This window comes from Caldisericum insulae (assembly GCF_047785965.1).
Classification (GTDB): domain Bacteria; phylum Caldisericota; class Caldisericia; order Caldisericales; family Caldisericaceae; genus Caldisericum; species Caldisericum exile_A.
Map to the genome: position 1 here is coordinate 156,812 of NZ_JBLOBF010000002.1, position 24,932 is coordinate 181,743.

The following is a 24,932-nucleotide window of genomic DNA, read 5'->3' on the forward strand; positions in this document are numbered from 1 at the left end:
TGTCTCAATATATAAAATAGCCTATACATATTCCTTTCCGACTATCCTTCCTTTTTTAATTTTAATAATTCCTTTTGGCTTATTGCCAAATTCAATTAAATGGTGTGTCGACATTATAACGGTCGTTCCTCTCTCATTTAAAACTTCAACAAAATTTAGAACTGCCTTTGCCGTGTCTACATCAAGATTGCCTGTGGGTTCATCCAGTAATAAAACATTCGGCTCAACAATTAAAGCTCTTGCGATAGAAACTCTCTGTTTTTCTCCATAAGACAATTCCTTCACTAGTTTATACATCTTTTCTCTGAGTTTAACTTCACTTAAAACAGTTTCAACTTTGTTATGAATGTCTTTGAAACTTATCCCTCTAAACTGCATTGGCAAGGATACATTGTCAAAAACAGTTCTATCATCAATTAAAGTTAAATCTTGAAAGGCAAAGCTAATTTTTCTTCTCAAGTCTGTTTTGTTATATTTTCTAATATCAATACTTTCAAAAGTTACAAGCCCTTCGGTTGGCTCTTCATCGCCTCTTATTATCTTTAAAAGTGTAGTCTTACCTGCCCCCGACTCTCCCATAAGGATAACAAAATCACCTTTATTAAACTTTAAATTTACTTTATCAAGTGCAACTGCTCCATTTGGGTAAATCTTAGAGACATTCTTTAACTCTATCATAACCTCTCCTTGGGAGACTTAAAGCCCTGCCCAATGATTTCAGATGCGTCTCCAACAATCGTAAATGACTCTGGATCTGTTTCGACAACAATCCTCTTTACTTTCATAACTTCTGTATGTAGCACTGCAACTAAGAGAAGATCTCTTAGTTGTTTAGTATAACCGCCTTTCACTTCAAACTCGGTAACACCTCTTCCAATTTCCTCAAATATTCTCTTTTTAATATCCTCGCCTTTTCTTGTGATTATAAACAAAACTTTATAAGATAAAAATCCTTCTTGTGCAAGATCAATTGCATAGTTAGAAATAAGTTCAGCAATTATAGAATAAAGCGGAACATTAATGTCCTTAAAAACAAAACCCGACGCTACAATTATAACAACATCAACAACCATCAAGGCCTGACCAAAAGGAAGACCAGTAAAATCATAAATAAGTTGTGCAAGAAGGTCAGTACCACCGGTAGAGGCATAGAATCTAAAAACAATACCAATGCCTGCACCCATAATAAAACCACCGTAAAGAGCAGCAAGCATTGGGTCAGTTGTAAATGAGGGCAAGTATGGTGCAAGAATATCAATTAAGATAGAAGAAAGGATTGTTCCAAGAATAGTCCCAAAGAAGAATTTTAAACCAATCCTTCGAAGACCTAAAATTAAAAGGGGAATATTCATTAAAACAACAGTTATACCAACCTTTAAAAATGGTAAATAGTGGTTTAAGATGATTGCAATACCTATGAAACCACCAGGAGCAATGTGATTCGGTTGAATAAAAACGTCAATTGCAATGGCATATATAAGCGAACCTACAAAAATTCCAGTAGCTTCTTTTAGAATTTGAAGAATTTTATTTCTTGGACTTAAGGTAAGCCCAGATAAACTCATCAAGTTCTCCTTCTAACACTTCATCCACATTTCCTATTTCAACCCCAGTTCTGTGATCCTTTACAAGTTTATAAGGTTGAAGAACATATGAGCGGATTTCGTTTCCCCATTCAATCGAGCGAAAGGTCCCCTTTAAACCCTTTAAAGTTTCTTCTTGTTTCTTCTTTTCAAGAACCATCAATCTTGACTTAAGAATTTTCATTGCCATTGCCTTATTCTGAGACTGAGATCTTTCATCCTGACATGTTGCAGTGATTCCGGTGGGGATATGTGTAATTCTTACCGCTGTTTCAACCTTTTGGACGTTTTGCCCTCCATGACCGCTTGCTCTAAAAATTTCTATCTTCAAATCCTTTTCATCTATTTCTATGTCCTCAACTTCCCCAAGATCAGGCACAACCTCAACAAGCGCAAATGAAGTATGTCGTCTCCTATTGGCATCAAACGGAGAAATCCTCACAAGTCTGTGCACACCAGATTCACCTTTAAGAAGACCATATGCAAACTCGCCTTTAACATAAACAGTAGCGCTTTTAATACCTGCTTCTTCTCCTACAGTTTGATCAATTATTTTTGCCTCAAAACCTTTTTTTTCAAAGAATCTCAAGTACATTTTTAGGAGCATTGAAGTCCAATCCTGCGCATCAACTCCGCCTGCACCAGATGAAAATGAAACAAAAGCATTCAAATCATCATATGGCTCACTAAGGAACCTCTCTATTTCAAATTCTCTTACAAGCTTGTTTGCATTTTCAAGAACTTCCAGAGCTTCCTTATCAAGATTTTCTTCTGATTCTTCATACAGTTCAAGTAAAGTTTGCAAGTCGTTTTTTAGAGTTTGAAGTTCTCTGAATTTTGATATTTCTTTTTTTGTCATAGACAAAAGTTTCAACGTTTCTTTAGAGTCTGGACTTTTCCAAAAATCTTTATCTAAGGTCCTATTTTCTAATGTTTTTACGGTCTCTTCATGCTCTTTAAGCCACTCAGGATCGAGGAGAGTTTCAATTTTTTCAATTGTCTCCAGTATTTGTCTTTTTGTTTCGTCAGTTATCATCTCTTCTTCTTTTTATCAACTTTATCGTTTTTGGTTTTATTCTCTTCCTTTGGAGCAAGTTCAACTCGGTAAAGCATAAAGACAGTATCGTATTTTATTCTATCAAGCATTGCGTCAAAAAGTGCCCTACTTTCAATTTGGTATTCAAGAAGAGGATCCTTTTGGCCGTATGCTCTAAGGCCGATACCTTCCTTTAGTTCATCCATTGCATAGAGGTGATCCTTCCAGTTGGAATCAATATTCCTTAGAAGAAGATATTTTTCAACATTTCTCATTATTTCAGGAGTAAAACGTGTCTCTTTTTCTTCATACAATTTAACTGCAAGATCCTGAATTTGCTCAATTAACTCATCCTTTTTTATATTAGAAACTTCGCCAAGTCTCACACTCCTCCCAAGAATGTTTGTTAATGCTTTTTCAAGTTCAACTTTTCTTTCATCGTCAAGCTCCTCAGTAACATAGTGTGCATTAACTGTAGTTGCAACTACCTCTTTTATCATTTCAATTATTTCATCTCTTATTGAAGGTTCTTTCAAAATTTTTTCTCTCTCTTTATAGATTACTTCTCTTTGTTTTTCCAGGACATTATCATAGTCAAGAAGATTTTTTCTAATGCTAAAGTTATAAGCTTCTACTTTCTTTTGAGCGTTTTCGATAATCCTCGAAAGCAGAGGATGTTCAATAGGCTCATCTTCATCTACTCTGAGCGTTGTCAAAATTGATTTTACTTGATCTCCTCCAAACAATCTCATTAATTCATCTTCCAAAGAAAGATAAAACTGAGACTCACCAGGGTCGCCCTGTCTTCCTGATCGTCCCCTTAACTGGTTATCAATTCTTCTTGCCTCGTGTCGCTCTGTGCCAAGTACAAAAAGTCCACCTAACTCTGCAACTCCTTCACCAAGCTTTATATCAACACCACGTCCAGCCATATTAGTTGCGATTGTCACAGCCTTATACTGTCCTGCATCCTTTATAATCTCCGCTTCTTTCTCGTGATATTTTGCATTTAACACATTGTGAGGAATGTTAAGTCGTTTAAGCATCTTTGAAAGACGTTCAGACTTCTCTATAGAGCGAGTTCCTACAAGTACAGGTTGTCCTTTCTTATAAAGCTCCTCAATTTTTTTGACAATTGCTCTAAACTTTGCATCTTCGGTTTTATATACAACATCGGGATGATCAATTCTTATAACAGGCTTATTTGTAGGAATAACATATACATCAAGGTTATAAATTTCTTTAAATTCTCTTGCCTCAGTTAGTGCGGTACCGGTCATACCTGCAAGTTTCTTATACATTCTGAAATAATTTTGGAATGTTATCGTTGCAAGAGTTTGATTTTCACTTTGAACTCTCAAACCTTCTTTTGCTTCTATTGCTTGGTGCAAACCATCACTATAACGCCTACCAAACATTAGTCGTCCTGTAAATTCATCAACAATTATTACTTCACCATCTTTTACGATGTAATCAACGTCCCTATGGAAAAATTCTTTAGCCCTTAATGCTTGATTGATATGCTTTACAAGATCAACGAAGCGTTCGTCATATAAGTTATCTATGTGGAGTAGTTTTTCTATTTTTTTAACTCCATCCTGTGTAAGTGATGCGGTTTTCAATTTCTCATCTGTTTCATAGTCAATATCTTTTACGAGGTTATCTGCAACTTTTTTAGCAACATAGTACATCTCAGTAGATTCCTCTGCTGGACCAGAAATAATTAAAGGTGTTCGCGCTTCATCTATGAGAATACTATCAACCTCATCGACAATCGCATAGTATAGCTCTCTCTGAACCATTTCATCTTCTGAAACAACGAGATGATCTCTTAGGTAATCGAAACCGAATTCATTGTTTGTGCCATATGTAATATCTGCTAAATATGCTTGTCTTCTTGAACATGGAACAAGTTTTACCGTAAACTTTTCTTCGTCTTCCCAATCAACAAGGAAAGCTTCTTCGTGCTGAATAACACCAACTGTAAGCCCTAAAAACTTATAAATAGGACCCATCCAAAGAGCGTCTCTTTTAGCAAGATAATCATTAACAGTCACAAGATGACCGCCATGGCCTTCAAGAGCATTAAGATACAATGGCAAGGTTGCAACAAGGGTTTTACCTTCACCTGTTTTCATTTCCGCAATACCGCCATGGAATAGCACAAGTCCTCCAAGGATCTGAACATCAAAATGTCTCATTCCTAAGGTACGCTTTGCAACCTCTCTAACGACAGCGAAGGCTTCAACAAGAAGATCTGAAGTCGTTTCTCCCCTTGCAAGTCTTTCTTTAAACTCATAAGTCTTGTTAGCTAAATCTTCATTTTGTAGGGAAGAAATATCCTCTTCAATCTCATTAATCTTTTTTACTATATCCCAGTACCTTTTGAGGTTTCTCTTTACTGGATCTAAAAAGTCTAAAAGCATATCTATTATTGCGGTTTAATTAAACCGTAGTTACCATCCTTTCTTCTATATAAAACATTAATTTCGTTTGTTTCTTCGTCCCTAAAGATGAAGAAGTCATGTCCTAATAACTCTATTTGAAGCATTGCTTCCTCTAAACTCATTGGCTTTACCGGAAAAGTCTTTACTTTAGTGATTCTTGGAAATTCACTTTCCTCTTCCTCTACACTTCCAAAGATCTCTTCTTTTGAAATTCTTTTCTCGCCTTTTAGTCTGTCACTTAACTTCTTTACCTGAATCTCAAGTTTTTCCAAAACATTATCAAGAGCCTCGTCAATTAAGGAACCTTTTCCAACACCTCTTATTATCTTTTGAGAGGCAAATATTGTTACTTCCATTTCGTAGATGCCTCTTACTTTATTAATTACTACATTTGCCTGCTGAATGTTATCAAAATACTTTTCTAACTTTCCAATTTTTTTCTTGATTTCTTCTTCAGTAAAATCTGGTAATTTTTCAACACCTTTTGCTGTAATTGTTATTTCCATAGTTAAACCTCCTTAAATAAGTATATAAGATTAAGCATTTTTTTCAAATCGTCATTTATAGATACGTTTAATTCGCTTGTTGAGACGTGTTAAAATTTCATAAGGTATCGTTTTTGATAGACTTGCAAATTCTTCCAATGTTATCCTGTTTTGCCCTTGACTTCCAACAATAACTACCTCATTTCCCGGATGTATATATGGGAAACCAGTCACATCAATCATCATCATATCCATTGTAATATTACCCACAATTGGTGCCTTTAGTCCCTTCACAAGTACATAACCTCTATTTGAAAGATTTCTCGGAACACAATCCGCATACCCAATTGGAATCGTTGCAATGAGGGATTCCTTTTCTGTTTTGTAAGTACCCCCATAACTTATTCTTTCCCCCTTACCATACTGAGTAACTTTCACAATCCTTGTTTTTATTGCTAAAGCTTCTCTAAAATCTGTCCCTAACTGAAGTGTTTGTGGATTGGGAGAAATTCCGTATAGAAGAATTCCTGGCCTTACAGCAGAATAGTGAGCCTCTTCAAAGTTAAGCAATGCCGCACTATTTGCTGCATGAACTATTTTCGGAAGCATATTCCTATCCTTTAAATACTTAATCGCTTCATTGAATTGATTTATCTGGAATCTTGTGTATTCGGGATCTGAATCAGCAGATGCAAAATGAGTGTAAATACCCTCAACAATTACATTCTTAATTTTATTTAATTCTTCAAATACAGAAGGTAATTCGGTTAATGAAATTCCAAGCCTGTGCATTCCTGTATCAATTTTTACATGTATTTTTAATGGCGTTTCGTTCTTATAATCATTAATACGCTTCAAAAAGTCCTTATCAAAAAGAGTTATACGAATTTCATTGAGAGATGCAAGATGGAGGTTTCTTGTATCTACATAACCAAGAACAAGAATAGGTTTTTTAATTTGAGAGTCTCTAAGGGATAAAGCTTCTTCCATTGATGCAACCGCAAAGGCACTCGCACCTACCTCTTCTAAGGTGCTTGCAATTTTAGATGCTCCTAATCCATAAGCATCCGCTTTCACAACACAAATTACACTTTTTGATGAGACTTTTTCTTGTATTCTCAAAAAGTTATTCTTAATAGCTTCTAAATCTACTTCAACCCATGTGGGTCTATTCATCTCAATCTCGTTTTCCACTTTAAACTCCTTGCAAAATTGCTATTAAAAGTATATCATTATAGTGTGAAAAAATGATGAACATTTTAATTACGAATGACGATAGCATTGAATCAGAAGGTTTAAAAACACTTGCAAGAAATCTTCTGGACCTTGGCAATATCTATATTGTTGCACCTCAAAAACCACAGAGCGCTCTAAGTCATGCAACAACCCTTCACAAACCACTTCGTGCAGAAAAATTTCCGCTCGGAATTGGTGAGAAGCTTTCACTTAGGGTATCAGGGACTCCTGCTGATTGTGTGCTTCTTGCTATTGATGTCTTTATAAAAGAAAAGATTGATATTGTAGTTTCAGGGATAAATAAAGGACCAAATCTCGGAGATGACATTATATATTCAGGTACAGTTGCAGGAGCAAGAGAAGGGGCAATTAACAATATTTTGTCTTTTGCAATTTCCGTAAATGACTTTGAAAATCCAAATTTTGAATTAGCAGCAAGTACCTCTGTAAAAATTATCGATAAACTTTCAAAAATAATAAAAACCAAAAACACTTATTTCAACATCAATTTCCCGAATATAAGCAGTATTAAAGGTGTAAAATTTGCAAAATTATCAAGGAGAAGATATAAAAATAGAGTCTTTATCGGTAAAGATCCGTTCGGAAGAGAATTTTACTGGATTGGTGGTGTTCTTGAGGATCCATACGAAGAAGGAACTGATTCAAAATATGTAAAAGAGGGGTATGCCGCAATCACACCCCTGCTTATTGATCAAACTGATTATGCTGTGTTAAAAGAACTTTCAAAAATTAATTTAGATATTTAAACAATAATTATTTCGTGCGGTAGATTTATAAGATTTTCTGTTGAGTCTTCTTTTACAATCACAGTATCTTCAAGTCTTAGTCCAAACTTATTTGGAAAATACAATCCTGGTTCAATTGTTATGACCATATTCTTTGAAAGCGTATACTTTGAACGTGCATTAACGTAAGGAAGTTCATGAATCTCAAGCCCAACACCATGTCCGAGACCATGTGTAAAATAAGATCCCAAACCTTTGTTTGAAAGGTAATCTCTAACAGTTTTGTCAACATTCGAAGCTAAGACACCTTCTCTTGCGGTGTTTTTTCCAAGTTCCTGGGATTCCATAAGAACTGTATAAACATCCTTAACCTCTTTTGAGACTTCACCAACAGAAACGACACGCGTTGTATCTGATGCAAAACCCTCGAAGAAAACGCCAAAGTCGAAAACAATTGGCTCATGCGCCTTTATAATCTTTTTGGAGGCAACACCATGAGGCAAGGCACCTCTTTCTCCTGATGCAATGATTGTGTCAAAGGATGGCTTTTCACCACCGAACTTTTTGAAACGATACTCAAGTTCGGCTGCTATATCAAGTTCTGAAATGCCTTCTTTAATGAATTTTAGTGTTTCAAGAAACGATTTTGAAGAAATATCACATGCAGTTCGAATTTTCTCAAGCTCCCAATTCTCTTTAACCATTCTAATTTCTTCAACAAAGTCATATGTCCCAACGAGAACAAGAAATCCCAATTGAGAAAGCAACTTGTATGTAGAAAATTTTAAACTTCCTTCCTCAATTGCAAGGAAATGCACTTTATTCTTTGCTAAAATCGAACTAATTGCCTCTTTTAAATCGGACCATTCGATAACCTCTACATCTTCTTTTGCCTCAATATGAGCCTGTTCTGTAAAACGAGAATCAACAAGTAAATAAATTTTTGGAGGAATTACAATTGCAAAACCCTCTTCTCCTGTAAAATGGGTTACATATCGGACATTTTGAATTTTGCTTATGAATAATGCATCAACATTTGCATTTTCTATTTTTTCGAACAATTTGTGCATATCTTTCTCCTATTCAAATGGGTTTTGTTTTCCAAGTTGATTGCCCGACGGGATAAGAGTTGGTACTTGAAGAGTCCTATTTTCAATTTGCTTATTTATAAATTCAACATCACCTCTTTTTATCTGAGGCAAACTCACATTTTTAACCTCTTCAACTTTGAATAAATGTGGCAGAACAAGATTCCACCCAGCAAAAATAACAAGTATAATAATTACTAAAATAATGGTTTCTTTTGAGATTTTGAAAGATCTTTTTGTTTTAGTTTCCTTCGTTGCCATAGCCATCACTTCCTTTGCGAAAGATTTATTACGCCTTTAACATTTGCGATATATTTTATAGAACCTGATTGGTCAACAAGTTTGGATATTGAAAGTTGAACAATATTTATAATCTGAGGGTAATTATCCTTCAAAAGTTTATTAAAAGATAGAATGTTATCGTATTTTGGACCTTCATAAGAAAGTGTAAAGGTAGGCAAAGCATTCTGCTGTTGCTGATTGCTTTTTTCGAAATTTAAACTTGTGATTTTTCCACCACTTTTATTTGCAATTGCAACAAATTCTTCTGCAAAAAGAAATTCATCGCTTTGGGGAGGGAGAATTTGCTTTAAAACTACAAGTCTATCGTTATAAAGATTTATCTCTCTTTCTATTGAACTCAATTTTTCTTGTGCAAGCAGTAAGAGGTTCAGACGCTCTTCAGCCTTTGAAATTTGGTCATTTAAAGCATTAATCTCGTTTATCTTGGGAGTAACAACATACATATAGAATAACACCAATATTACTAAAAAAAGTATAATTGCAACAACCAACTTTGTGCTAACATTAAGACTCAGAGGCTTATTGAAGGTTTCCTCTCTCATTTTCCCATCCCCTTCCATTGAAATGAAATTGTAAACGTTGTATAGTTAGGCGAATTTGGGATTTTTACATAGGGCACATTGTATTGGTCCACAGTAAGATTAAAAATATTTGGATTTTGAGAAAGACCATTTGCAGTCCATGCAAGATGTTGTAGGTCTGTTGTGTGTCCTGTAATTTGAATAAGCTTTTTGTCTGTATCAACATTCAAATTTTCTATAACAGTTTCTTTTGGTATAGATGTTGCTATATCAATAAGTAGATTGTTAAAATCTATTTGAGAGTTAACAAGTTTCTCGATTGTGGTTTCGTAATAGAATATATCGTCTCCAAGTTTGTTCCTCAAATTTAAAGTATCTTCAACCTTTTTAAGAGAAGCAATACGAGTATTAAGGTCATTAAGATACTGATTCTTTGTGTAGATTTGGTAATAGAGCCCTGCATAAATAATTGCAAGGATTATCAGAAATGCAATACCTACATTAATAATAGTTCTTGTTTCCTTATCAATAGCACGTTTAATCTTTTTCCTTCGTGGAAGAAGATTTATGTCAATCTCATAAAAATCTGTAACCTCCATAAACCCACCTCACTTTTTCTTCGCTTTCTCTTTTTTCTTTGTTATCTGATGTTCCTTTAATGCAAGCCCTGTTGCAACAGCAAACATTGGAGCCATTTCATACAGATACTCTTTAGTAAATAGATTGGGGTCATATTTTGCAATATCTGCAAAAAGCCTGTTTACAACAGAAGGAAAACCGGTAGTTTCCTCTAAATACTGATCTATATTCTTAGTGTTAGCAGTCCCACCTTCTAAAATTATCGTAACCTCAGAGACCTTTCCTTCGTTGTACTTTGCAAAGTAGTAACTTATGGATCTTCTTATCTCAAGTGATAGCTCGTTTAAATCTTCTTCAACCGCCTTAAATATTTGAGAATCCTTGTTTGATAAATCTAATTCTTCATGTTTTTTGTTCTCTGCAAGGTTTGAATCGATTCCAAAATAATATGCTATCTTATCCGTCAATCTCTTTCCACCCCAGGGAATTATTCTTGAAAACCTCACAAGCCCTTTATCCACCATGTTAATTGAAGTATAACTATGTCCAATGTTAATTGCAGCAATTACTCTTTCTGGGTCTCCCGCAAACTCACCAAGGAATCTTAAAAGCCTTAAAACAGAAAAAGCTTCAACTTCTATTGAAACAAGATCAAGATTGAGGCTCTTAAAAAGCTGTGCTGTCGTTTCGACAACTTCAATTGGAGCTGCTGCAAAAAGTATGTATAGCTTCTCTGCATTTCCTTCCTTTACTTTACTCAAAACCTGGTAATCAAAAGCCATTTTATCGATTGGTGCTGGAAGAATTTTTTCAACTTCCCATTTTATTGCTTCATTTAGCTCCTGTGGAGGAAGATCATCCATTATAAGTTCTTTGACAGTTACAAGTTTTCCGGAAACGTTAGTTGCAACTCTGTTTCCAATGAAAGAATAAATAGACAAGAGTTGTTTTATAACCTCTCTTATTTCTTCAGGTTTTTCAATTCTGCCTTCGACAATAGCCCCCTCTGGAGTATCAAGAACTCCAAAATTAACGAGTTTAAGATCGTTTCCTTTTCTCTCAAACTGTGCTATTTTAATATAACCCGATCCCAGGTCCACACCAATAATAGGCGTTTTACTTTTTGCAAAAAGACCCATATTTACCTCCTTAAAAACATTCTAAAACAAATTTAAATAAAAAGCAACAATATAATTACCAAAAAATATTGTCAAAAGAGATGCAATAGCCATATAGGGGACAAATGGAATTTCAGTTTTTCCACCCTTCTTGCTAATAAGCATTATAAAAATCCCAGCAACTGCACCAATTACAAAAGAAAGAATAAAGGCAATTATGCCAAATTTAAATCCAAGAAACGCTCCTATCATAATTCCTGATGTTAAATCTCCTTCGCCCATTCCTCCTTCTTTGTAAAATAATTTCGATATTACAATTATAAGAAAGAATAAAACTGCATAAAAAACAATACCAAAAATCGTGTCTTTAAAATTTGTAAATATGCCAAATACTAAACCAATAATAGTGGCAGGTATCACCACTGAGTCAAAAACCACACCCTCAAATAAGTCAATAAAAGATACAATTATAAGAAAAGAAATAAAAATTATGTATTTTAAGGTAAGCAACGAAAAACCAAATTTCAAATAAGTTAAAACAAATAAAATCCCCGTTAAAGATTCTACAATTGGATAAATAGGAGAAATCTTTGCACCACAGTATCTACACTTACCCTTTAAAGCAATATAACTAACAATAGGAACTAAATCGAGAGTTGATAATTTGTGTCCACATTTAGGACAGTGTGATTGAGGAAAAATAAGAGATTCATGGCGAGGAAGTCTATATATTACAACATTTAGAAACGATCCGATAACTGCACCGAAAATAAAAAATACAAAAGCAAAGAACACTTTTAAGCGATCAAACAAAAGCAACACATTTTCCATAGTTCAATTATACAAAAAAACAAATTTTAAAAAATGCTATAATATAATAGAATTAAATAGGAGGTAAAAATGAACAATAAAGACTATATTTATTTTCCTTTTGAACTTACAATGTTAATTATTTTGTTTTTCCTGTTCTTGCTAATTTATCCAATTTTATTTTTTCTTTTTGCTGGTGGAATTGTTGATGCCTTTTCAAGGCTTGGGTTCAGTCCAATAACAGGAACGCTTGTTTTTCTTTTATCACTTTTTGGAAGTGCAATAAATATCCCAATAAGTAAAATAACAACACAAAACCCAATTGTCCAAGAAAAGGTAGTCTACTTTTATGGTGTTCCGTATAGAATTCCATTTGTAACAGAGCAAACAACAATTGTAGCAATAAATTTGGGTGGAGCGATTATTCCTATAGCTATCTCAATATACGAATTCTTTAGAATCCTTTCTGTTGGAAAAATAGACGTTGCACTTATTACAATTGTTGGTATTGTGATTGTTTCACTCGTTGTGCATTCATTTGCAAAGCCTGTTAGAGGTATTGGAATTGCTGTTCCATTCTTTATTCCTCCCATCATAACAGCAATTGTTGCGTTAATTCTTTCAAGACATTACGCGCCGATTGTTGCCTATATTAGTGGGACACTTGGGACTCTTATAGGCGCAGACATTCTTAATTTGAACAAAGTATTCGAATTGGGTGCACCAGTTGTAAGCATAGGAGGTGCAGGGACATTTGATGGTATATTCTTAACAGGAATCCTATCTACTCTTCTTGTATAGGAGGTAAATTATGACATTATCTCTTGCTGAAATACTACAAGCAATAATTGCAGGCTTTGTTTCATTTGTTTCACCATGCGTGCTTCCTCTAATACCTGCGTATATATCTTACATAACTGGAGAGACTTTAATTGAACTAAAAGGAGGAACAACAAATACAAAGAAACTTTTATTCAATTCAATTGCTTTTGTATTGGGTTTCTCCTTTGTCTTTATTTTACTTGGTGCAACTGCAACATTTGTAGGAAAATTCCTATCAAGAAATAAGAGACTATTTGAAATTATTGCAGGAATAATTGTAATCATTTTTGGGCTTCATACTGCACAAATTGTTAGGTTTAATTTTCTTAGCTATGAAAAAAAGATGAACATAAAGGCCTCAACTCCATCGTTACTTAAGGCATTTCTAATGGGATTTGCCTTCAGCTTCGGATGGACTCCATGCGTTGGACCAATTCTAGGAACGATTCTTATTATGGCTGGAACACATTCGCAAGTAATTCAAGGCATAATTCTCCTCACATTCTACTCTTTGGGATTAGGAATTCCGTTTGTTCTAACTGCTCTTGCAATCAATAAATTCTTTGAAGCGTTTAAGTCAATTAAGAAGTACTTCGGACAAATTGAGATGTTTGCAGGATTACTTATTATTGGAATCGGACTTGCACTAATATTTGGACTTGGCCTTCATTCTGACTACATAACCGCAGTCATTATTGTTTCAATTGGTTTTGCAATCATGTCAATCAAAAAGATAAGTTTAAGTGATGTAATTGGAATAATTATTATTTTAGTTGCAACTTATGTTGCACTTCAAGTAAAGTTTATAGATGGAGGCAATTTAAATTTGCATTTAATTCCTTTTGCCGTATTATTACTTGTCAGTATAATTTCAATGTATAAGGTAGGTAGGCAAAATGAGTGAATTAAGAAAGCACAAAATTGAATCGGCTATTTTAAGAGAGGTTTCTACTTACATGCACTCTCTTGATGACCCATTACTTAAAAGCGTTACAATAACACATGTAGAAATGTCTGAGGATTTAAGATACGCTAAAGTTTTCTACACTATCATTGGACATGAAAACGAAGAGGAGGAAATAAAACAAAAACTTATTAAAGCAACAAGAAGAATCCAAAGGGACGTTGCACACAGACTCAAAAACATGAAATTTGTACCACTCCTAAATTTCCATTTTGACTTATCAATACAGAAGGGAAATAAAGTTCTTGAAATTTTAGACGAAGTAGAAAAGGAATTGAAAGAAAAAGGAGAAGATGTTGGAGGAACTTAAAGAAATAGGAGACATAATTTCGAAGAGTAAATCTTTCTTCCTTACGACTCATATAAATGCAGATGGCGATGGTATTGGTTCAATTCTTGGATTAGGAATGTCTCTTGAAAAATTGGGCAAGAAAGTTTTCTACTTCGTGCCAGGAGAAATACCAAACCATTTTGCCTTCTTAAAGAATTTTGAAAAGATCAACGAAAAAATTGATGAAAGAATACAAACAGATGTTTTCCTTTTACTTGATGCGCCTAATATTGACAGGGTCGAAGGAATTACTTTCAATTTAAGTAATTTCAAGAAAATAATAAGGATTGACCACCATATAAGCAATGAAAATTTCTCTCATGTTAAATATGTGAAAGTCGGTTATCCATCTACTTCTTGCCTTGTTTTTGAATTAATAAAAGAAGAAAATCTTCCAATAGATAGAGACATAGCAGAGGCTCTTTATACGGGTCTTCTTGCAGATACAGGATCTTTTCGCTTTAATAATACAACAGAAGCTGCCTTTAATATAGCAAGAGAACTTGTTATAATGGGGGCAAGACCGTATTACATTTCAAGGATGGTATATGAGATGGAAACTTTGCCTCATCTAAAACTTCTTGGTCTTGCACTTCTACGCCTTGAAATTATCGATAAAATTGGTTTTTCATACATTACACAAGAAGATTTCAAAAATTACAACGCAACAGAAAGCGACACTGAGGGTATTGTAGATTACCTTAGAAAGCAAAAAGACATCGAAATTATCCTTTTTATAAGAGAACTCCAAGATGGTGGGTTTAAAGGAAGCTTGAGAAGCAAAAATAACATTGATGTTAGAAAAATTGCCGAAATATTTGGCGGGGGAGGACACAAAGAAGCGGCAGGTTTTAAAACAAATTTGAAAATGCATCAAATTCTTGAAATCATCCAAAAGGCAGTAAAAGATGAAGAAAAAAATTACACTTGATATTTTAATATTTTTATTCATAGTCTTGTTTATTTACCTTGTTTCTTTCAAAAATAATATCACTGTTAAATCTGGTAATTTTATTGCTGTAGTGTATCTTGAAGGAACTATTGGCGAAGTTGGCCAAAATTCATTTAATTCGAGTGATGTTAAAAAAATATTTGGCGAACTCCGCAAAAATAAACCAAAGGGAATTATTCTAAGAATTTCAAGTCCTGGTGGCACTGTATATGAAACTGACCAAATTTATAATCTAATAAAGCAATTTAAAATAAAGAATAATATCAAAATTTATGTTTCAATGGGAGAGGTGTGCGCTTCGGGTGGATACTACATAGCCATGTCTTCGGATAAAATATTTGCAGAACCTTTAACAGAGACAGGAAGTATTGGAGTAATAATGAACCTTCTAAATTACGAAGAACTTTTAAAGAAAGTTGGAATCAACATTATTACTATCAAGAGTGGAAAATTCAAAGATATTGGATCGCCTTATAGAGAACTAACTTATGATGAGAAAAAGATGTTTGAAGAAATAGTAAATGAGATGTATGAAAAGTTTTTGAATGTTGTAAAAGAAAACAGAGTCAACCTAGACGAAGTTAATCTGAGAAACCTGGCACAAGGACAAATATATCTTGGAAGTAAAGCTTATAAACTTGGACTTGTCGACAAAATTGGAACTTTGGATGATACAATCAGTGAACTTAAAAAAGATTTAAATCTAGAGACAATTGATGTAAAAGAATACAGAATCCAAAAATCATTTTTACAAAGTTTGTTTGGTGAAACTTTAGACTTCTTGCAACACATGAAAGACCCCTCTCAAATAATTTTTGAATATAAGATAAACTAATCAATAGGAGAAAAGAATGCTTATTGAAAGAATAATAAAAGTCATAAAATCACCGCAGAAAGCATTTGAGGAAGAAATAGAGACAATTACTTTTTTACTCTTTTTATTATTAAACGGTACTATTTTATATTTGTATTCGGTTGTTCTTGTAAAATTTGGATTAAGCTCTATTCAAAATGTCTTGCCTGAACTAACAAATGAATTAATAAAAACACTTCAAGCTACAGTCACCTCTTACAAATTTTTGTATTTAACACTTTGCCTTCCTTTTGTATCAACGCTTTTCTCTGCCTCAATTTACGAATTGCTATCTCAAATTATTTTTGGAAAAACCAACGGCATAAAACTTATGAAAAACCTTGCCTTTGCATCAACACCAATAATGCTTTCAAGGTTTATATATGTCATATTTTCATTTTTAAAAATAGGATATTCACAAACTTTAAATATCTTTTTTATTATTTGGGAAATAATACTTTTTATTTTGGCTATAAGTAAAACCTATGAAATTGAAATATCAAAAGCAAACCTTCTATTCTTGGCTCCTTATATAATCATACTCCTATTAATAATTCCTGCTATAATATAACTTATGAAAGAAAATTATCTTAATGAACTAAATCCTGCCCAACTTGAGGCAGTAACATATATCGAAGGACCACTCCTTGTATATGCTGGTGCTGGTTCTGGCAAAACAAAGGTAATCACATACAAGATTGCATATCTTATTGATTCAATTTATATAAGACCTTCACAAATTCTTGCAGTAACGTTTACAAATAAAGCAGCCAAGGAAATGAAAGAAAGAACTGAGCATATCATAGGAGAGGAAATAAAAGATCTCTTTATAGGAACATTTCACTCAATCTGTGCCAAAATTTTGAGAAAAGAAGCCAAATTTTTAGGATACAAAGAAAATTTCACAATCCTCGATGAAGACGACTCTGTAAATCTTATAAAAGATATTATGAAAGATCTAAACTTTGATCCAAAATATGTCAATCCAAACGAAATAAAAGATTATATTTCTAAAGCAAAAATGAACCTCATTGATGCAAGCAAATTCTCTTCACGCGACTACTTTGAAGAAGTTGTTTCAAAAGTTTACAAAAAATATGAAAAAACTCTTAGAGTTAATAATGCATTGGATTTTGATGACCTTATAATGCTTACAATCAAACTTTTTCAAGAAAATGAACAGATTTTACATTACTACCAAGCAAAATTTAGACACATACTTGTAGATGAATATCAGGATGTAAACAGAATGCAATACGAATTTATAAAGATATTAACAGAAAAAACAAGGCGATTTACTCTTGTTGGTGACGATGATCAAAGCATATACTCATTTAGGGGGGCAAGTTCAGAATTTATCGATAAAATCTACGAGGATTTCCCAGACTTAAAGGTCGTCAAACTTGAAAAAAATTACAGATCTCCACAAGAAATTCTCAATATCGCAAATAAACTCATTAAACACAACAAAAGAAGGACCGAGAAAGAGCTTTTTTCAGATATCAGTCTTGAAAATGCAATTAGCTTTTACGAAGCACTTGACGAGCTGGATGAAGCTAGATTTGTAGTGAATAAAATAAAAACTTTAAAAGAAGAAAAAGACTACAGAAACAAAGATTTTGCAGTTCTTTATAGGACAAATTTCCAGTCAAGAGCCTTCGAAGAATACCTTATCCAAGAGGGAATTCCATATCAGGTAATAGGAGGCCAAAAATTCTACGGAAGAGCAGAAATTAAAGACATTATTGCATATCTTACAATTGTAAACAACCCAAATGATAATATTAGTTTCAAAAGAATAGTTAACATTCCGCCAAGAAAAATTGGAGAAAAAACCATCGAAGAATTAGAAAAAATTTCAGGTGAGAATGAAAAGTCTCTTTTCGAGAGCATTGAAGATTATCTTAAGATAAAAGAATCAAAACCTTTAAAAGAATTCTACGAGCTAATAAAAGAATTACAAGAATTATCTTTAACGTTGCCTCTACCGCGTTTTGTTGAGGAAGTAGTTTCAAAAACAAAATATATAAAATACCTTCAAGAAAAATTTAAGGAAGAAAGCGACGAAAGGATCGGAAACGTAAAAGAATTTGAAAATATGGTAATTAATTTTACAAGAGAAACAGAAGATGCAAATCTTTCTACACTACTCACACAAATTTCCCTTATAACAAGCATAGATGAATCAAAAGAAGATGATCGAGTTTCCTTAATGACGCTTCACGCAGCAAAAGGACTTGAATTTCCTGTAGTATTTCTTGTTGGTCTTGAAGAAGGTTTATTGCCTCATTTTAGATCTCTCGAAACAACAAAAGATATTGAAGAAGAGAGAAGATTGTGTTATGTTGGTATAACAAGAGCAAAGGAACAACTTTTCTTAATTTATGCATTAAGAAGGTCGAAATTCGGGAGTCTTAATCCAACAAAAACTTCGAGATTTTTGCAAGAAATGGAAATTTTCGAGTACAATAAAGAGAAAGAAGAACAGCACACATTCGCAATTAGAAAAGGCGATATGGTGCTTCATAGAGTTTGGGGCTTAGGTAAAGTTTTAGATGTAGCTTTTGAGGGAGACATTCCTTATGCAACTATTGAATTTTTAAAAATTGGAGTTAAAAACTTAGACCTACGCTATGCACCCCTTGAGAAGGTAAGATGAGCTTCAATTGTTTTGTATGTGACAAAGAAAACCCTAAGGGTTTAAAATTGGATATAAAGTTAAAAGATGGATTTACATATGCAGAATTCTCATTGGACAAGAATTATGAAGGATATCCAGGTATTATACACGGCGGTATCATAGCTGCAATTCTTGACGATATGATGGTGAATGTAAAATTTCTTGAAGGCTATATCCTCTACACTGTGGAACTTAATGTAAAATACCTTAAACACTGCCTCATAAACGAGAAACTATTTGCTTATGGATATCCAAAAGAGACAAAACATAATATCTTTCAAGCATACGGTGAAATTAAAGATAAAAATGGTGAAATAAAAGCAACAGGATTAGGAAAATACTTCATCAAGGAGGCGTATAAATAATGAGAATGATTATAGTTATAATTTCGATTTGGTTTGTTACAGGGATTCTTACAAACATCCTCTTAAGAAAAGAGAAATTGCCTCCACTATACAGAGTCTTGCTCTTTCTTGAAGGATTAATTGGCTTATTGTTTTACCTAATGTTTAAAGGGGCAGGTGATTAAAATGGAAGAACTAAATAAAAACAAGAAAAAGAAAAAATCCATATTTAAAGCAATTATAGTTACACTTCTTGTTTTTGTATTGATTGTTGGGATAATTGGTGGAAGTATTTTTGCATTTTATATAAATAAAGCGAAAAAAGACCTTCCTAATATTGATATATATTCTTTCTCTCCAGACCAAGCATCTCAAATATTCGACTACAAAGGAAATTTAATAACAAATGTTTATGCAACGGAAAATAGAATATATGTGAAGCTTAGTGAAATTTCGCCTATAGCTATAAAAGCTGTACTTGCACAAGAAGACAAGCGCTTTTATGAGCACGGAGCACTTGATTACAAAGGCATTCTAAGAGCAATTTATGTTGCATTAATAAGTGGCGGAAGAACAATTGAAGGTGCAAGCACAATTACTCAACAACTTGCAAGAACTATGTTTTTAACGCAAGAAAGAACCATAGACAGAAAAGTTAAAGAAGCTTTACTTGCAATAGAACTCGAAAAAAGATTTACAAAGGACCAAATCCTGGAAATGTACCTTAATCAAGTTTATTTTGGTTCGGGTGCATATGGCATTGAACAGGCTGCCTTAACTTACTTTGGTAAACACGCAAAAGATCTTGATCTTGCAGAAGCAGCAATGCTTGCAGGAATTATACAGGCACCTTCCGAATACAACCCTTACGCTAATTTTGACTATGCAAAAGCAGCACAAAAAGAAGTCCTCGACAAAATGCTCTTTTACGGAATAATAACCCAAGAAGAATATAATCAAGCAATTAATGAACAGATTAAACTAACAAATAAAGTTATTGAAAAAGATAATATGGGTTATGTAATTGACTATGTTAAAGATTTTGTTGCATCAAAATTTGGTTCAACCATGTTGTATGCAGGCGGGTTAAAGATTTACACAACCATAATCCCGGAACTACAAAAGGCAGCAACACAAGCAATAGATGAAGTTTTAACTAATGCAGAAAAAGGCAATATATTTCCAAAAGGAAAAAAAGACTCAAAAGGAGTGATACAACCTCAAGCAGCACTTACTGCAGTTGATGCTAATACAGGTGCAATACTTGCAATGGTTGGAGGAAGAGATTACGAAAATACCAAATTTAATAGAACTGTTGCATTAAAACAACCAGGATCTTCCTTTAAGATATTTGACTATACTTCTGCAATCCTCTATGGCTCTATCACACCATCCTCCATAATTCTTTCAGAAAACTATTCCATTGATAACTGGACACCTCATGAATGGGAAGGAAGATACTTTGGGTATTTAAGTGTAAGAGATGCTCTAAATGAGTCCTCAAACGTTGCTGCAGTAAAAACTGCGCTTAGTGTTGGTCTTGATAGAGTAATACTCACAGCAAGAAAATTTGGGATAACAACACCACTAAATTCTTATCCTTCAATTGCAATTGGAAGTTTTGAGGTAAAACAACTCGAGATGGCAAATGCATATGCAACTTTGGGAAATGGAGGAATTTACCATGAGCCTTATATTGTAACAAAGATACTTTCAGCAGACGGAAGAGTTCTTTACGAACACCAGGATCAATCCTACAGAGCAATTCCAGAAGATGTTGCATACATTATGAACAACATTTTTAGTTATGTAATGGCTCATAAATCAAATGCAAAAATAAACGGTCTTCCATCGGCAGGTAAAACGGGGAGTACTGACAATTGGAGAGACGCGTGGTTTGACGGATATACACCTAATATTTCTGTAAGTGTATGGGTAGGACCTGATTCAGATGAAGTTACATTCCCCGATGTAATGAATGCAGGTGCAAGGTTTCCTGCCATGATCTGGAAGAAATTTATGCTTACTGCAATGAAATATTTTCCTAAAAACAATTTTCCTCAACCTCAAAATCTTACATTTAAAAATGCATACAACGATACGGGTTATTTAACAGACAAACCAGCTGATGGAACCACAATAATAAAATACGCATACCACAATGGATTTTTACCACCAACAGATATACGTGACCTTGGATTTGTTGTTGTAAGGGTTGTTAAAGATTCGGGACTTCTTGCACCCCCCACATGCCCTTTGGATCTTACAGAAGAAAGAGCGTTTGTAAAAGGAACTGAACCAACGCAATATGACCCAAGATATGAATTTATTACACAGAATTTGCTTGTTTTAACAGATAAAGATACATATAAGGTTGGCGATCCCGTCAATATTTCAGTTAATGCATCTCAATTTGACTTAAATAACAAAACATTAACTCTTATTGTTGATAATTTACCTATTGCAAATCTTACAAATGATCAAAGCGGAACTTATAACTACTCCATTCTTGCGCTTAGAACAGGTGATATGAAAATTGAAGCATACTTAAAGGATTCAAATGGAAATGTTATTGCATATGGAGAAAAAACAATTACAATAAATCCATAGGAGGCTAAAATGCTTGATCCGAATTTGATAAGAGAAAAACCAGAGTTTGTAAAAGAAGGAATTAAAAACAAGGGATCCGATCCAAATCTAGTAGATAAATTCCTTGAAATTGATAAAAAAAGAAGAGAACTCATAAAGGAAATCGATAATTTGAGACACACAAGAAAAGAACTCTCAGAAAGTATTGGAAAAAAATTAAAACAGGGAGAAAACGTAGATGATATCCGTGCAGAAGTCCGTAAATTAGGTGATAAGATAGATCAAATAGAAAAAGAACTTGAAGGTGTTGAGAAAACCTATAAAGATATACTCTTAAGCATACCAAATCTCCCGCACCCTTCAGTTCCTGTTGGTAAAGATGAAACAGAAAACTTAGTCTTAAGAAAGGAAGGAAGAATTAGAGAGTTTAGTTTTACCCCTAAACCACACTGGGAAATTGCAGAAGAATTAGGTTTAATAGATTTTAAAAGAGCAGTAAAAATTTCTGGCTCAAGGTTCTATGTATTGACAGGATTAGGCGCAAAATTAGAAAGGGCATTGATATCCTTTATGATTGATTACCACGTAGAACATCATGGATACAAAGAAGTCTTTCCCCCATTTTTAATTAATAGAGATTCAATGATTGGAACTGGGCAGTTACCAAAATTTGTAGAAGATATGTACAAAATTGAAGGAGAAGAATTATATCTTGATCCTACAGCGGAAGTTCCTGTAACTAATTTGCACCGAGATGAAATCTTGAATGAAGAAGATCTACCAATTAAGTATGTTGCATATACTGCCTGTTTTAGAAAAGAGGCAGGCGCTGCTGGAAAAGATACAAGAGGAATTATAAGGGTACATCAATTTAATAAAGTTGAAATGGTTAGATTTACAAAACCTGAAGACTCTTACAAAAATCTATACGAGCTCCTCGATAACGCAGAAGATATTTTAAGAGCCTTAGAACTTCCCTATCAAATCAAGATGATGTGCACAGGAGATCTTGGATTCACAGCTGCGATGAAATTTGATCCAGAAGTTTATATGGGAGCACAAGAAAAATATGTTGAAATATCTTCAGTAAGCAATTTTGAAGATTTTCAGGCAAGAAGAGCAAACATAAGATATAAAACAAAAGATGGAGATTTAAAATTCGTTCATACGCTAAATGGTTCAGGGCTTGCCGTTGGACGTACTATGGCTGCAATACTTGAAAATTATCAGAATGAAGACGGAAGTATAACTATCCCCAAGGTATTGCAAAAATACATGGAAATTGATAAAATAACAAGGAAATAGAAGTGGAGGGGTGGCCGAGTGGTCGATGGCACCGCACTTGAAATGCGGCAGGCGATGAGCCTCGTAGGTTCGAATCCTATCCCCTCCGCCATCTAATTAATTATGTTTATTGATACGATCGAAGAGATAAAAAAGAAGTCAAAAATTAATGGTCTTATCACACCAATATATAATGGCCTTAATATCTCAAATATAGGAAGTTTTATTCTTGAAAACTATGAAATTCAAAATAACTTTGAAAAACTTTCTGTAATTCAATCTTTGGAAATTCCTAAAAAGAAAAAAGTTGTTCTCTTGCTCATCGATGCACTTGGATTTAATCTTCTTAATTTCGTAAGGAATAAAGTCTTGCTTGAATCCTTTGAAGAAATGATTAATAACGGCCTATACACAGTTATTACTTCAACATTTCCTTCCACAACTGCAACAGCATTGCCTTCTATATACACTTTAAGTACTCCCGGAATACATGGCGCACTGGGATATAGGTTCTATGCAAAAGAATTTGGAAATCTTATTAACCCTCTTTTCCAAAAGCTTTCCGTGAATAAAAATTGCCCAATAAAATTTGATGAAAGTTGGTTCATCCCAATTAAGACAATTTTTGAAATATTAAATGACTATAGGATACAAAATTATTCAATTGTAAGATCTGATTATCTTTCAAGTACCTTTGATAAAGCAGTATATAGAGGGACAAAAGAAATTGGTTACTTGACACTCTCTGACTTATATAATAAGATTTTAGAGTTGCTTACACTCGATACTGTATTTATTAATGCTTATTGGTGGAGTATTGATGCGCTTTCCCACCACTATAGCCCTTTTTCTCAAACGGTGATTTCTGAAATAAAATTCATCGATTACTTCTTAAAGATGCTTCTTGAAAAAATTGATAATGATACACTTCTTATAATTACAGCTGATCACGGACAGATTGATACATCAAAAGGAAAAGTTATCAAACTAAGAGATGAGCCAGGTTCTTCAAATATTCTTTTACCAGCTTCAGATGTAAGAGCACCTTATATTTACACAAACGGAAAATTAAAAAAAGAATTTTTCGAAAAGTTTGAAAATATTGTTGCTGTAACCAAAGAAGAGGCATTTAATCTTGGACTTTTTGGAGAAACTATTAACTTTGATGAGCGCGTTGGAGATTATGTAATAATCTTCAAAGATAATTCGTGTATAGAATTCATTTCGGAAGAAAGCGAAGTAAGCCTCTTAGGAAAGCACGGAAATCTTACAGAAGACGAAATGCTTGTTCCACTTATTCTCTATTATAAATAGCAATTATAAACATTGATGTTAAAATCAATATAGAACCAATAATTCCATAGACATTAAGCTTTTCCCCCAAAATAAAGAAGGAAAACAAATATGCAAATACTGGTTCAAGGATAAAAATAAGAGAAGCTTCAGTTGAATCGATATATTTTAATGCAAAAGACTCCGTTTGAATCGCAAAGAAACTTGCAACAACACCCAAAAACAAAGTCGAAATAAAAACGAAAGTGTTTAAATTAAAGGTACTATTTAGAAAGGCAAATGGAATAGACAATATAAACGAAACAACCATCTGAAATGAAGTTACAAGTAAACTTGGCAAATCTTTAACAAGCTTCTCTGTAAGAACAATCTGAAAAGCAAAAGAAATCGCGCATAACAAAGTTAAGATATCGCCAAAATTAATAGAGCCAAGACTTCTTAGATTAATTTGTGATAAATACAAAAGCCCAATGAAAGATAAAATCAAAGCAATAATCTCAAAATTTCTCGGCTTTTCCTTAAGATACATTGCGGAAAATACAGGAGTAAAAACTATATAAAGACCAGTTATAAAAGCGCTCTTTGTAGGCGTTGTGTATTTTAGTCCAGCAGTTTGAAAAGTATATGCAATAAAAAGAGAAACCCCTAACGCAAAAAGAAATAAAAATATCTTGGGATTTTTTAGTAATTTTCTATACTTGATTACCACAAAAACACTTAAGATGCTTGCAAAACCGAAACGAAGGAAGAGCAGTTGAAAATCAGTTATAAATCTAAGTATCGATTTAACAAGCGTAAAAGTTGAACCCCAAATAAGCGTTGAAAATATAAGTAAAACTATTGAGAATATTTTTCTACTTTTCATAAT

General features: G+C 33.6%; 26 protein-coding genes and 1 tRNA gene. 14 read left to right on the forward strand and 13 right to left on the reverse strand.

The features are described 5' to 3' along the window. Positions 1–21: 21 nt before the first annotated feature. From ACMV0E_RS02680 to alr, 6 genes are read right to left on the reverse strand one after another with little or no spacing between them, the layout of a single operon-like run. Positions 22–678, reverse strand: coding sequence for a cell division ATP-binding protein FtsE (locus tag ACMV0E_RS02680; protein WP_416084836.1), 657 nt, complete (start codon positions 676–678; stop codon positions 22–24). After that, complete coding sequence (locus ACMV0E_RS02685) at positions 675–1,565, reverse strand: YitT family protein (protein WP_416084837.1); 891 nt, start codon at positions 1,563–1,565, stop codon at positions 675–677. The genes ACMV0E_RS02680 and ACMV0E_RS02685 overlap by 4 nt, the downstream gene beginning before the upstream one ends. Then, entirely contained in the window at positions 1,528–2,619 is a 1,092-nt protein-coding gene (gene prfB, locus ACMV0E_RS02690) for a peptide chain release factor 2 (RefSeq protein ID WP_416084838.1), read from the reverse strand. Before prfB ends, ACMV0E_RS02685 begins: the two co-directional genes overlap by 38 nt. Then, positions 2,616–5,045, reverse strand: coding sequence for a preprotein translocase subunit SecA (secA, locus tag ACMV0E_RS02695; protein WP_416084839.1), 2,430 nt, complete (start codon positions 5,043–5,045; stop codon positions 2,616–2,618). Before secA ends, prfB begins: the two co-directional genes overlap by 4 nt. Positions 5,046–5,050: 5 nt before the next feature. Then, positions 5,051–5,572, reverse strand: coding sequence for a ribosome hibernation-promoting factor, HPF/YfiA family (hpf, locus tag ACMV0E_RS02700; RefSeq protein ID WP_416084840.1), 522 nt, complete (start codon positions 5,570–5,572; stop codon positions 5,051–5,053). A 51-nt stretch (positions 5,573–5,623) separates the two neighbouring features. Further along, positions 5,624–6,745, reverse strand: a complete 1,122-nt coding sequence (alr, locus tag ACMV0E_RS02705; protein ID WP_416084841.1) for an alanine racemase — start codon at positions 6,743–6,745, stop codon at positions 5,624–5,626. Positions 6,746–6,798: 53 nt separating this feature from the next. Here alr and surE point away from each other — a divergent pair, with 53 nt between their 5' ends. Further along, positions 6,799–7,554, forward strand: a complete 756-nt coding sequence (gene surE / locus ACMV0E_RS02710; protein WP_416084842.1) for a 5'/3'-nucleotidase SurE — start codon at positions 6,799–6,801, stop codon at positions 7,552–7,554. Here the strand turns inward: surE and ACMV0E_RS02715 are convergent. From ACMV0E_RS02715 to ACMV0E_RS02740, 6 genes are read right to left on the reverse strand one after another with little or no spacing between them, the layout of a single operon-like run. Further along, positions 7,551–8,603, reverse strand: coding sequence for a M24 family metallopeptidase (locus ACMV0E_RS02715; protein WP_416084843.1), 1,053 nt, complete (start codon positions 8,601–8,603; stop codon positions 7,551–7,553). The two genes, surE and ACMV0E_RS02715, sit on opposite strands and share 4 nt — an antisense overlap. A 9-nt stretch (positions 8,604–8,612) precedes the next feature. Then, positions 8,613–8,882, reverse strand: a complete 270-nt coding sequence (locus tag ACMV0E_RS02720; RefSeq protein WP_416084844.1) for a hypothetical protein — start codon at positions 8,880–8,882, stop codon at positions 8,613–8,615. A gap of 5 nt (positions 8,883–8,887) precedes the next feature. Then, positions 8,888–9,466, reverse strand: coding sequence for a hypothetical protein (locus tag ACMV0E_RS02725; protein WP_416084845.1), 579 nt, complete (start codon positions 9,464–9,466; stop codon positions 8,888–8,890). Further along, a complete protein-coding gene (locus ACMV0E_RS02730) occupies positions 9,463–10,044 on the reverse strand; it encodes a hypothetical protein (RefSeq protein WP_416084846.1) in 582 nt (193 codons plus the stop codon). The genes ACMV0E_RS02725 and ACMV0E_RS02730 overlap by 4 nt, the downstream gene beginning before the upstream one ends. 9 nt (positions 10,045–10,053) lie before the next feature. Then, entirely contained in the window at positions 10,054–11,163 is a 1,110-nt protein-coding gene (pilM, locus tag ACMV0E_RS02735; RefSeq protein WP_416084847.1) for a type IV pilus assembly protein PilM, read from the reverse strand. Between the two features lie 21 nt (positions 11,164–11,184). Continuing rightward, complete coding sequence (locus ACMV0E_RS02740) at positions 11,185–11,973, reverse strand: prepilin peptidase (protein WP_416084848.1); 789 nt, start codon at positions 11,971–11,973, stop codon at positions 11,185–11,187. Positions 11,974–12,042: 69 nt separating this feature from the next. Here ACMV0E_RS02740 and ACMV0E_RS02745 point away from each other — a divergent pair, with 69 nt between their 5' ends. The 13 genes from ACMV0E_RS02745 to ACMV0E_RS02805 all read left to right on the forward strand — a co-directional run bounded on the left by ACMV0E_RS02745 (position 12,043) and on the right by ACMV0E_RS02805 (position 24,085). Beyond that, positions 12,043–12,753: a DUF1614 domain-containing protein gene (locus tag ACMV0E_RS02745; protein ID WP_416084849.1), complete on the forward strand. Its 711-nt coding sequence runs from the start codon at positions 12,043–12,045 to the stop codon at positions 12,751–12,753. 10 nt (positions 12,754–12,763) lie between these two features. Next, entirely contained in the window at positions 12,764–13,678 is a 915-nt protein-coding gene (locus ACMV0E_RS02750) for a cytochrome c biogenesis CcdA family protein (RefSeq protein WP_416084850.1), read from the forward strand. Beyond that, positions 13,671–14,048 (forward strand): 30S ribosome-binding factor RbfA, encoded by a 378-nt coding sequence (gene rbfA / locus ACMV0E_RS02755; RefSeq protein ID WP_416084851.1) that lies wholly within the window; start codon positions 13,671–13,673, stop codon positions 14,046–14,048. Before ACMV0E_RS02750 ends, rbfA begins: the two co-directional genes overlap by 8 nt. After that, positions 14,035–15,000 (forward strand): DHH family phosphoesterase, encoded by a 966-nt coding sequence (locus ACMV0E_RS02760; protein WP_416084852.1) that lies wholly within the window; start codon positions 14,035–14,037, stop codon positions 14,998–15,000. Before rbfA ends, ACMV0E_RS02760 begins: the two co-directional genes overlap by 14 nt. Next, on the forward strand, positions 14,978–15,856 hold the full coding sequence (gene sppA, locus ACMV0E_RS02765; RefSeq protein WP_416084853.1) for a signal peptide peptidase SppA: 879 nt from the start codon (positions 14,978–14,980) through the stop codon (positions 15,854–15,856). The genes ACMV0E_RS02760 and sppA overlap by 23 nt, the downstream gene beginning before the upstream one ends. Before the next feature lie 16 nt (positions 15,857–15,872). After that, on the forward strand, positions 15,873–16,445 hold the full coding sequence (locus ACMV0E_RS02770; RefSeq protein WP_416084854.1) for a YIP1 family protein: 573 nt from the start codon (positions 15,873–15,875) through the stop codon (positions 16,443–16,445). A gap of 3 nt (positions 16,446–16,448) precedes the next feature. Next, positions 16,449–18,533, forward strand: a complete 2,085-nt coding sequence (locus tag ACMV0E_RS02775; protein WP_416084855.1) for an ATP-dependent helicase — start codon at positions 16,449–16,451, stop codon at positions 18,531–18,533. Further along, a complete protein-coding gene (locus ACMV0E_RS02780; RefSeq protein WP_416084856.1) occupies positions 18,530–18,919 on the forward strand; it encodes a hotdog domain-containing protein in 390 nt (129 codons plus the stop codon). Before ACMV0E_RS02775 ends, ACMV0E_RS02780 begins: the two co-directional genes overlap by 4 nt. Further along, on the forward strand, positions 18,919–19,083 hold the full coding sequence (locus ACMV0E_RS02785) for a hypothetical protein (RefSeq protein ID WP_416084857.1): 165 nt from the start codon (positions 18,919–18,921) through the stop codon (positions 19,081–19,083). Before ACMV0E_RS02780 ends, ACMV0E_RS02785 begins: the two co-directional genes overlap by 1 nt. Before the next feature lies 1 nt (position 19,084). After that, positions 19,085–21,508, forward strand: coding sequence for a transglycosylase domain-containing protein (locus ACMV0E_RS02790; protein WP_416084858.1), 2,424 nt, complete (start codon positions 19,085–19,087; stop codon positions 21,506–21,508). Between the two features lie 9 nt (positions 21,509–21,517). Next, entirely contained in the window at positions 21,518–22,792 is a 1,275-nt protein-coding gene (gene serS, locus ACMV0E_RS02795) for a serine--tRNA ligase (protein ID WP_416084859.1), read from the forward strand. A 4-nt stretch (positions 22,793–22,796) separates the two neighbouring features. Beyond that, positions 22,797–22,883, forward strand: a tRNA-Ser gene (locus ACMV0E_RS02800). An 11-nt stretch (positions 22,884–22,894) separates the two neighbouring features. Next, complete coding sequence (locus tag ACMV0E_RS02805; RefSeq protein ID WP_416084860.1) at positions 22,895–24,085, forward strand: alkaline phosphatase family protein; 1,191 nt, start codon at positions 22,895–22,897, stop codon at positions 24,083–24,085. Here ACMV0E_RS02805 and ACMV0E_RS02810 read toward each other — a convergent pair. Beyond that, positions 24,066–24,929 (reverse strand): DMT family transporter, encoded by an 864-nt coding sequence (locus ACMV0E_RS02810; protein ID WP_416084861.1) that lies wholly within the window; start codon positions 24,927–24,929, stop codon positions 24,066–24,068. The two genes, ACMV0E_RS02805 and ACMV0E_RS02810, sit on opposite strands and share 20 nt — an antisense overlap. Positions 24,930–24,932: the final 3 nt, after the last annotated feature.

Excerpts from the sequence above, each read along its gene's own strand:
- ACMV0E_RS02775 (WP_416084855.1), top strand. The coding sequence starts at position 16,449 with ATGAAAGAAAATTATCTTAATGAACTAAATCCTGCCCAACTTGAGGCA.
- ACMV0E_RS02720 (WP_416084844.1), bottom strand. The coding sequence starts at position 8,882 with ATGGCAACGAAGGAAACTAAAACAAAAAGATCTTTCAAAATCTCAAAA.
- ACMV0E_RS02805 (WP_416084860.1), top strand. The coding sequence starts at position 22,895 with ATGTTTATTGATACGATCGAAGAGATAAAAAAGAAGTCAAAAATTAAT.
- ACMV0E_RS02745 (WP_416084849.1), top strand. The coding sequence starts at position 12,043 with ATGAACAATAAAGACTATATTTATTTTCCTTTTGAACTTACAATGTTA.
- rbfA (WP_416084851.1), top strand. The coding sequence starts at position 13,671 with ATGAGTGAATTAAGAAAGCACAAAATTGAATCGGCTATTTTAAGAGAG.
- ACMV0E_RS02810 (WP_416084861.1), bottom strand. The coding sequence starts at position 24,929 with ATGAAAAGTAGAAAAATATTCTCAATAGTTTTACTTATATTTTCAACG.
- ACMV0E_RS02770 (WP_416084854.1), top strand. The coding sequence starts at position 15,873 with ATGCTTATTGAAAGAATAATAAAAGTCATAAAATCACCGCAGAAAGCA.
- serS (WP_416084859.1), top strand. The coding sequence starts at position 21,518 with ATGCTTGATCCGAATTTGATAAGAGAAAAACCAGAGTTTGTAAAAGAA.
- ACMV0E_RS02685 (WP_416084837.1), bottom strand. The coding sequence starts at position 1,565 with ATGAGTTTATCTGGGCTTACCTTAAGTCCAAGAAATAAAATTCTTCAA.
- ACMV0E_RS02740 (WP_416084848.1), bottom strand. The coding sequence starts at position 11,973 with ATGGAAAATGTGTTGCTTTTGTTTGATCGCTTAAAAGTGTTCTTTGCT.
- secA (WP_416084839.1), bottom strand. The coding sequence starts at position 5,045 with ATGCTTTTAGACTTTTTAGATCCAGTAAAGAGAAACCTCAAAAGGTAC.
- ACMV0E_RS02780 (WP_416084856.1), top strand. The coding sequence starts at position 18,530 with ATGAGCTTCAATTGTTTTGTATGTGACAAAGAAAACCCTAAGGGTTTA.
- ACMV0E_RS02785 (WP_416084857.1), top strand. The coding sequence starts at position 18,919 with ATGAGAATGATTATAGTTATAATTTCGATTTGGTTTGTTACAGGGATT.
- ACMV0E_RS02715 (WP_416084843.1), bottom strand. The coding sequence starts at position 8,603 with ATGCACAAATTGTTCGAAAAAATAGAAAATGCAAATGTTGATGCATTA.
- ACMV0E_RS02725 (WP_416084845.1), bottom strand. The coding sequence starts at position 9,466 with ATGAGAGAGGAAACCTTCAATAAGCCTCTGAGTCTTAATGTTAGCACA.
- prfB (WP_416084838.1), bottom strand. The coding sequence starts at position 2,619 with ATGATAACTGACGAAACAAAAAGACAAATACTGGAGACAATTGAAAAA.
- sppA (WP_416084853.1), top strand. The coding sequence starts at position 14,978 with ATGAAGAAAAAAATTACACTTGATATTTTAATATTTTTATTCATAGTC.
- ACMV0E_RS02680 (WP_416084836.1), bottom strand. The coding sequence starts at position 678 with ATGATAGAGTTAAAGAATGTCTCTAAGATTTACCCAAATGGAGCAGTT.
- surE (WP_416084842.1), top strand. The coding sequence starts at position 6,799 with ATGATGAACATTTTAATTACGAATGACGATAGCATTGAATCAGAAGGT.
- hpf (WP_416084840.1), bottom strand. The coding sequence starts at position 5,572 with ATGGAAATAACAATTACAGCAAAAGGTGTTGAAAAATTACCAGATTTT.
- ACMV0E_RS02750 (WP_416084850.1), top strand. The coding sequence starts at position 12,764 with ATGACATTATCTCTTGCTGAAATACTACAAGCAATAATTGCAGGCTTT.
- ACMV0E_RS02730 (WP_416084846.1), bottom strand. The coding sequence starts at position 10,044 with ATGGAGGTTACAGATTTTTATGAGATTGACATAAATCTTCTTCCACGA.
- ACMV0E_RS02790 (WP_416084858.1), top strand. The coding sequence starts at position 19,085 with ATGGAAGAACTAAATAAAAACAAGAAAAAGAAAAAATCCATATTTAAA.
- pilM (WP_416084847.1), bottom strand. The coding sequence starts at position 11,163 with ATGGGTCTTTTTGCAAAAAGTAAAACGCCTATTATTGGTGTGGACCTG.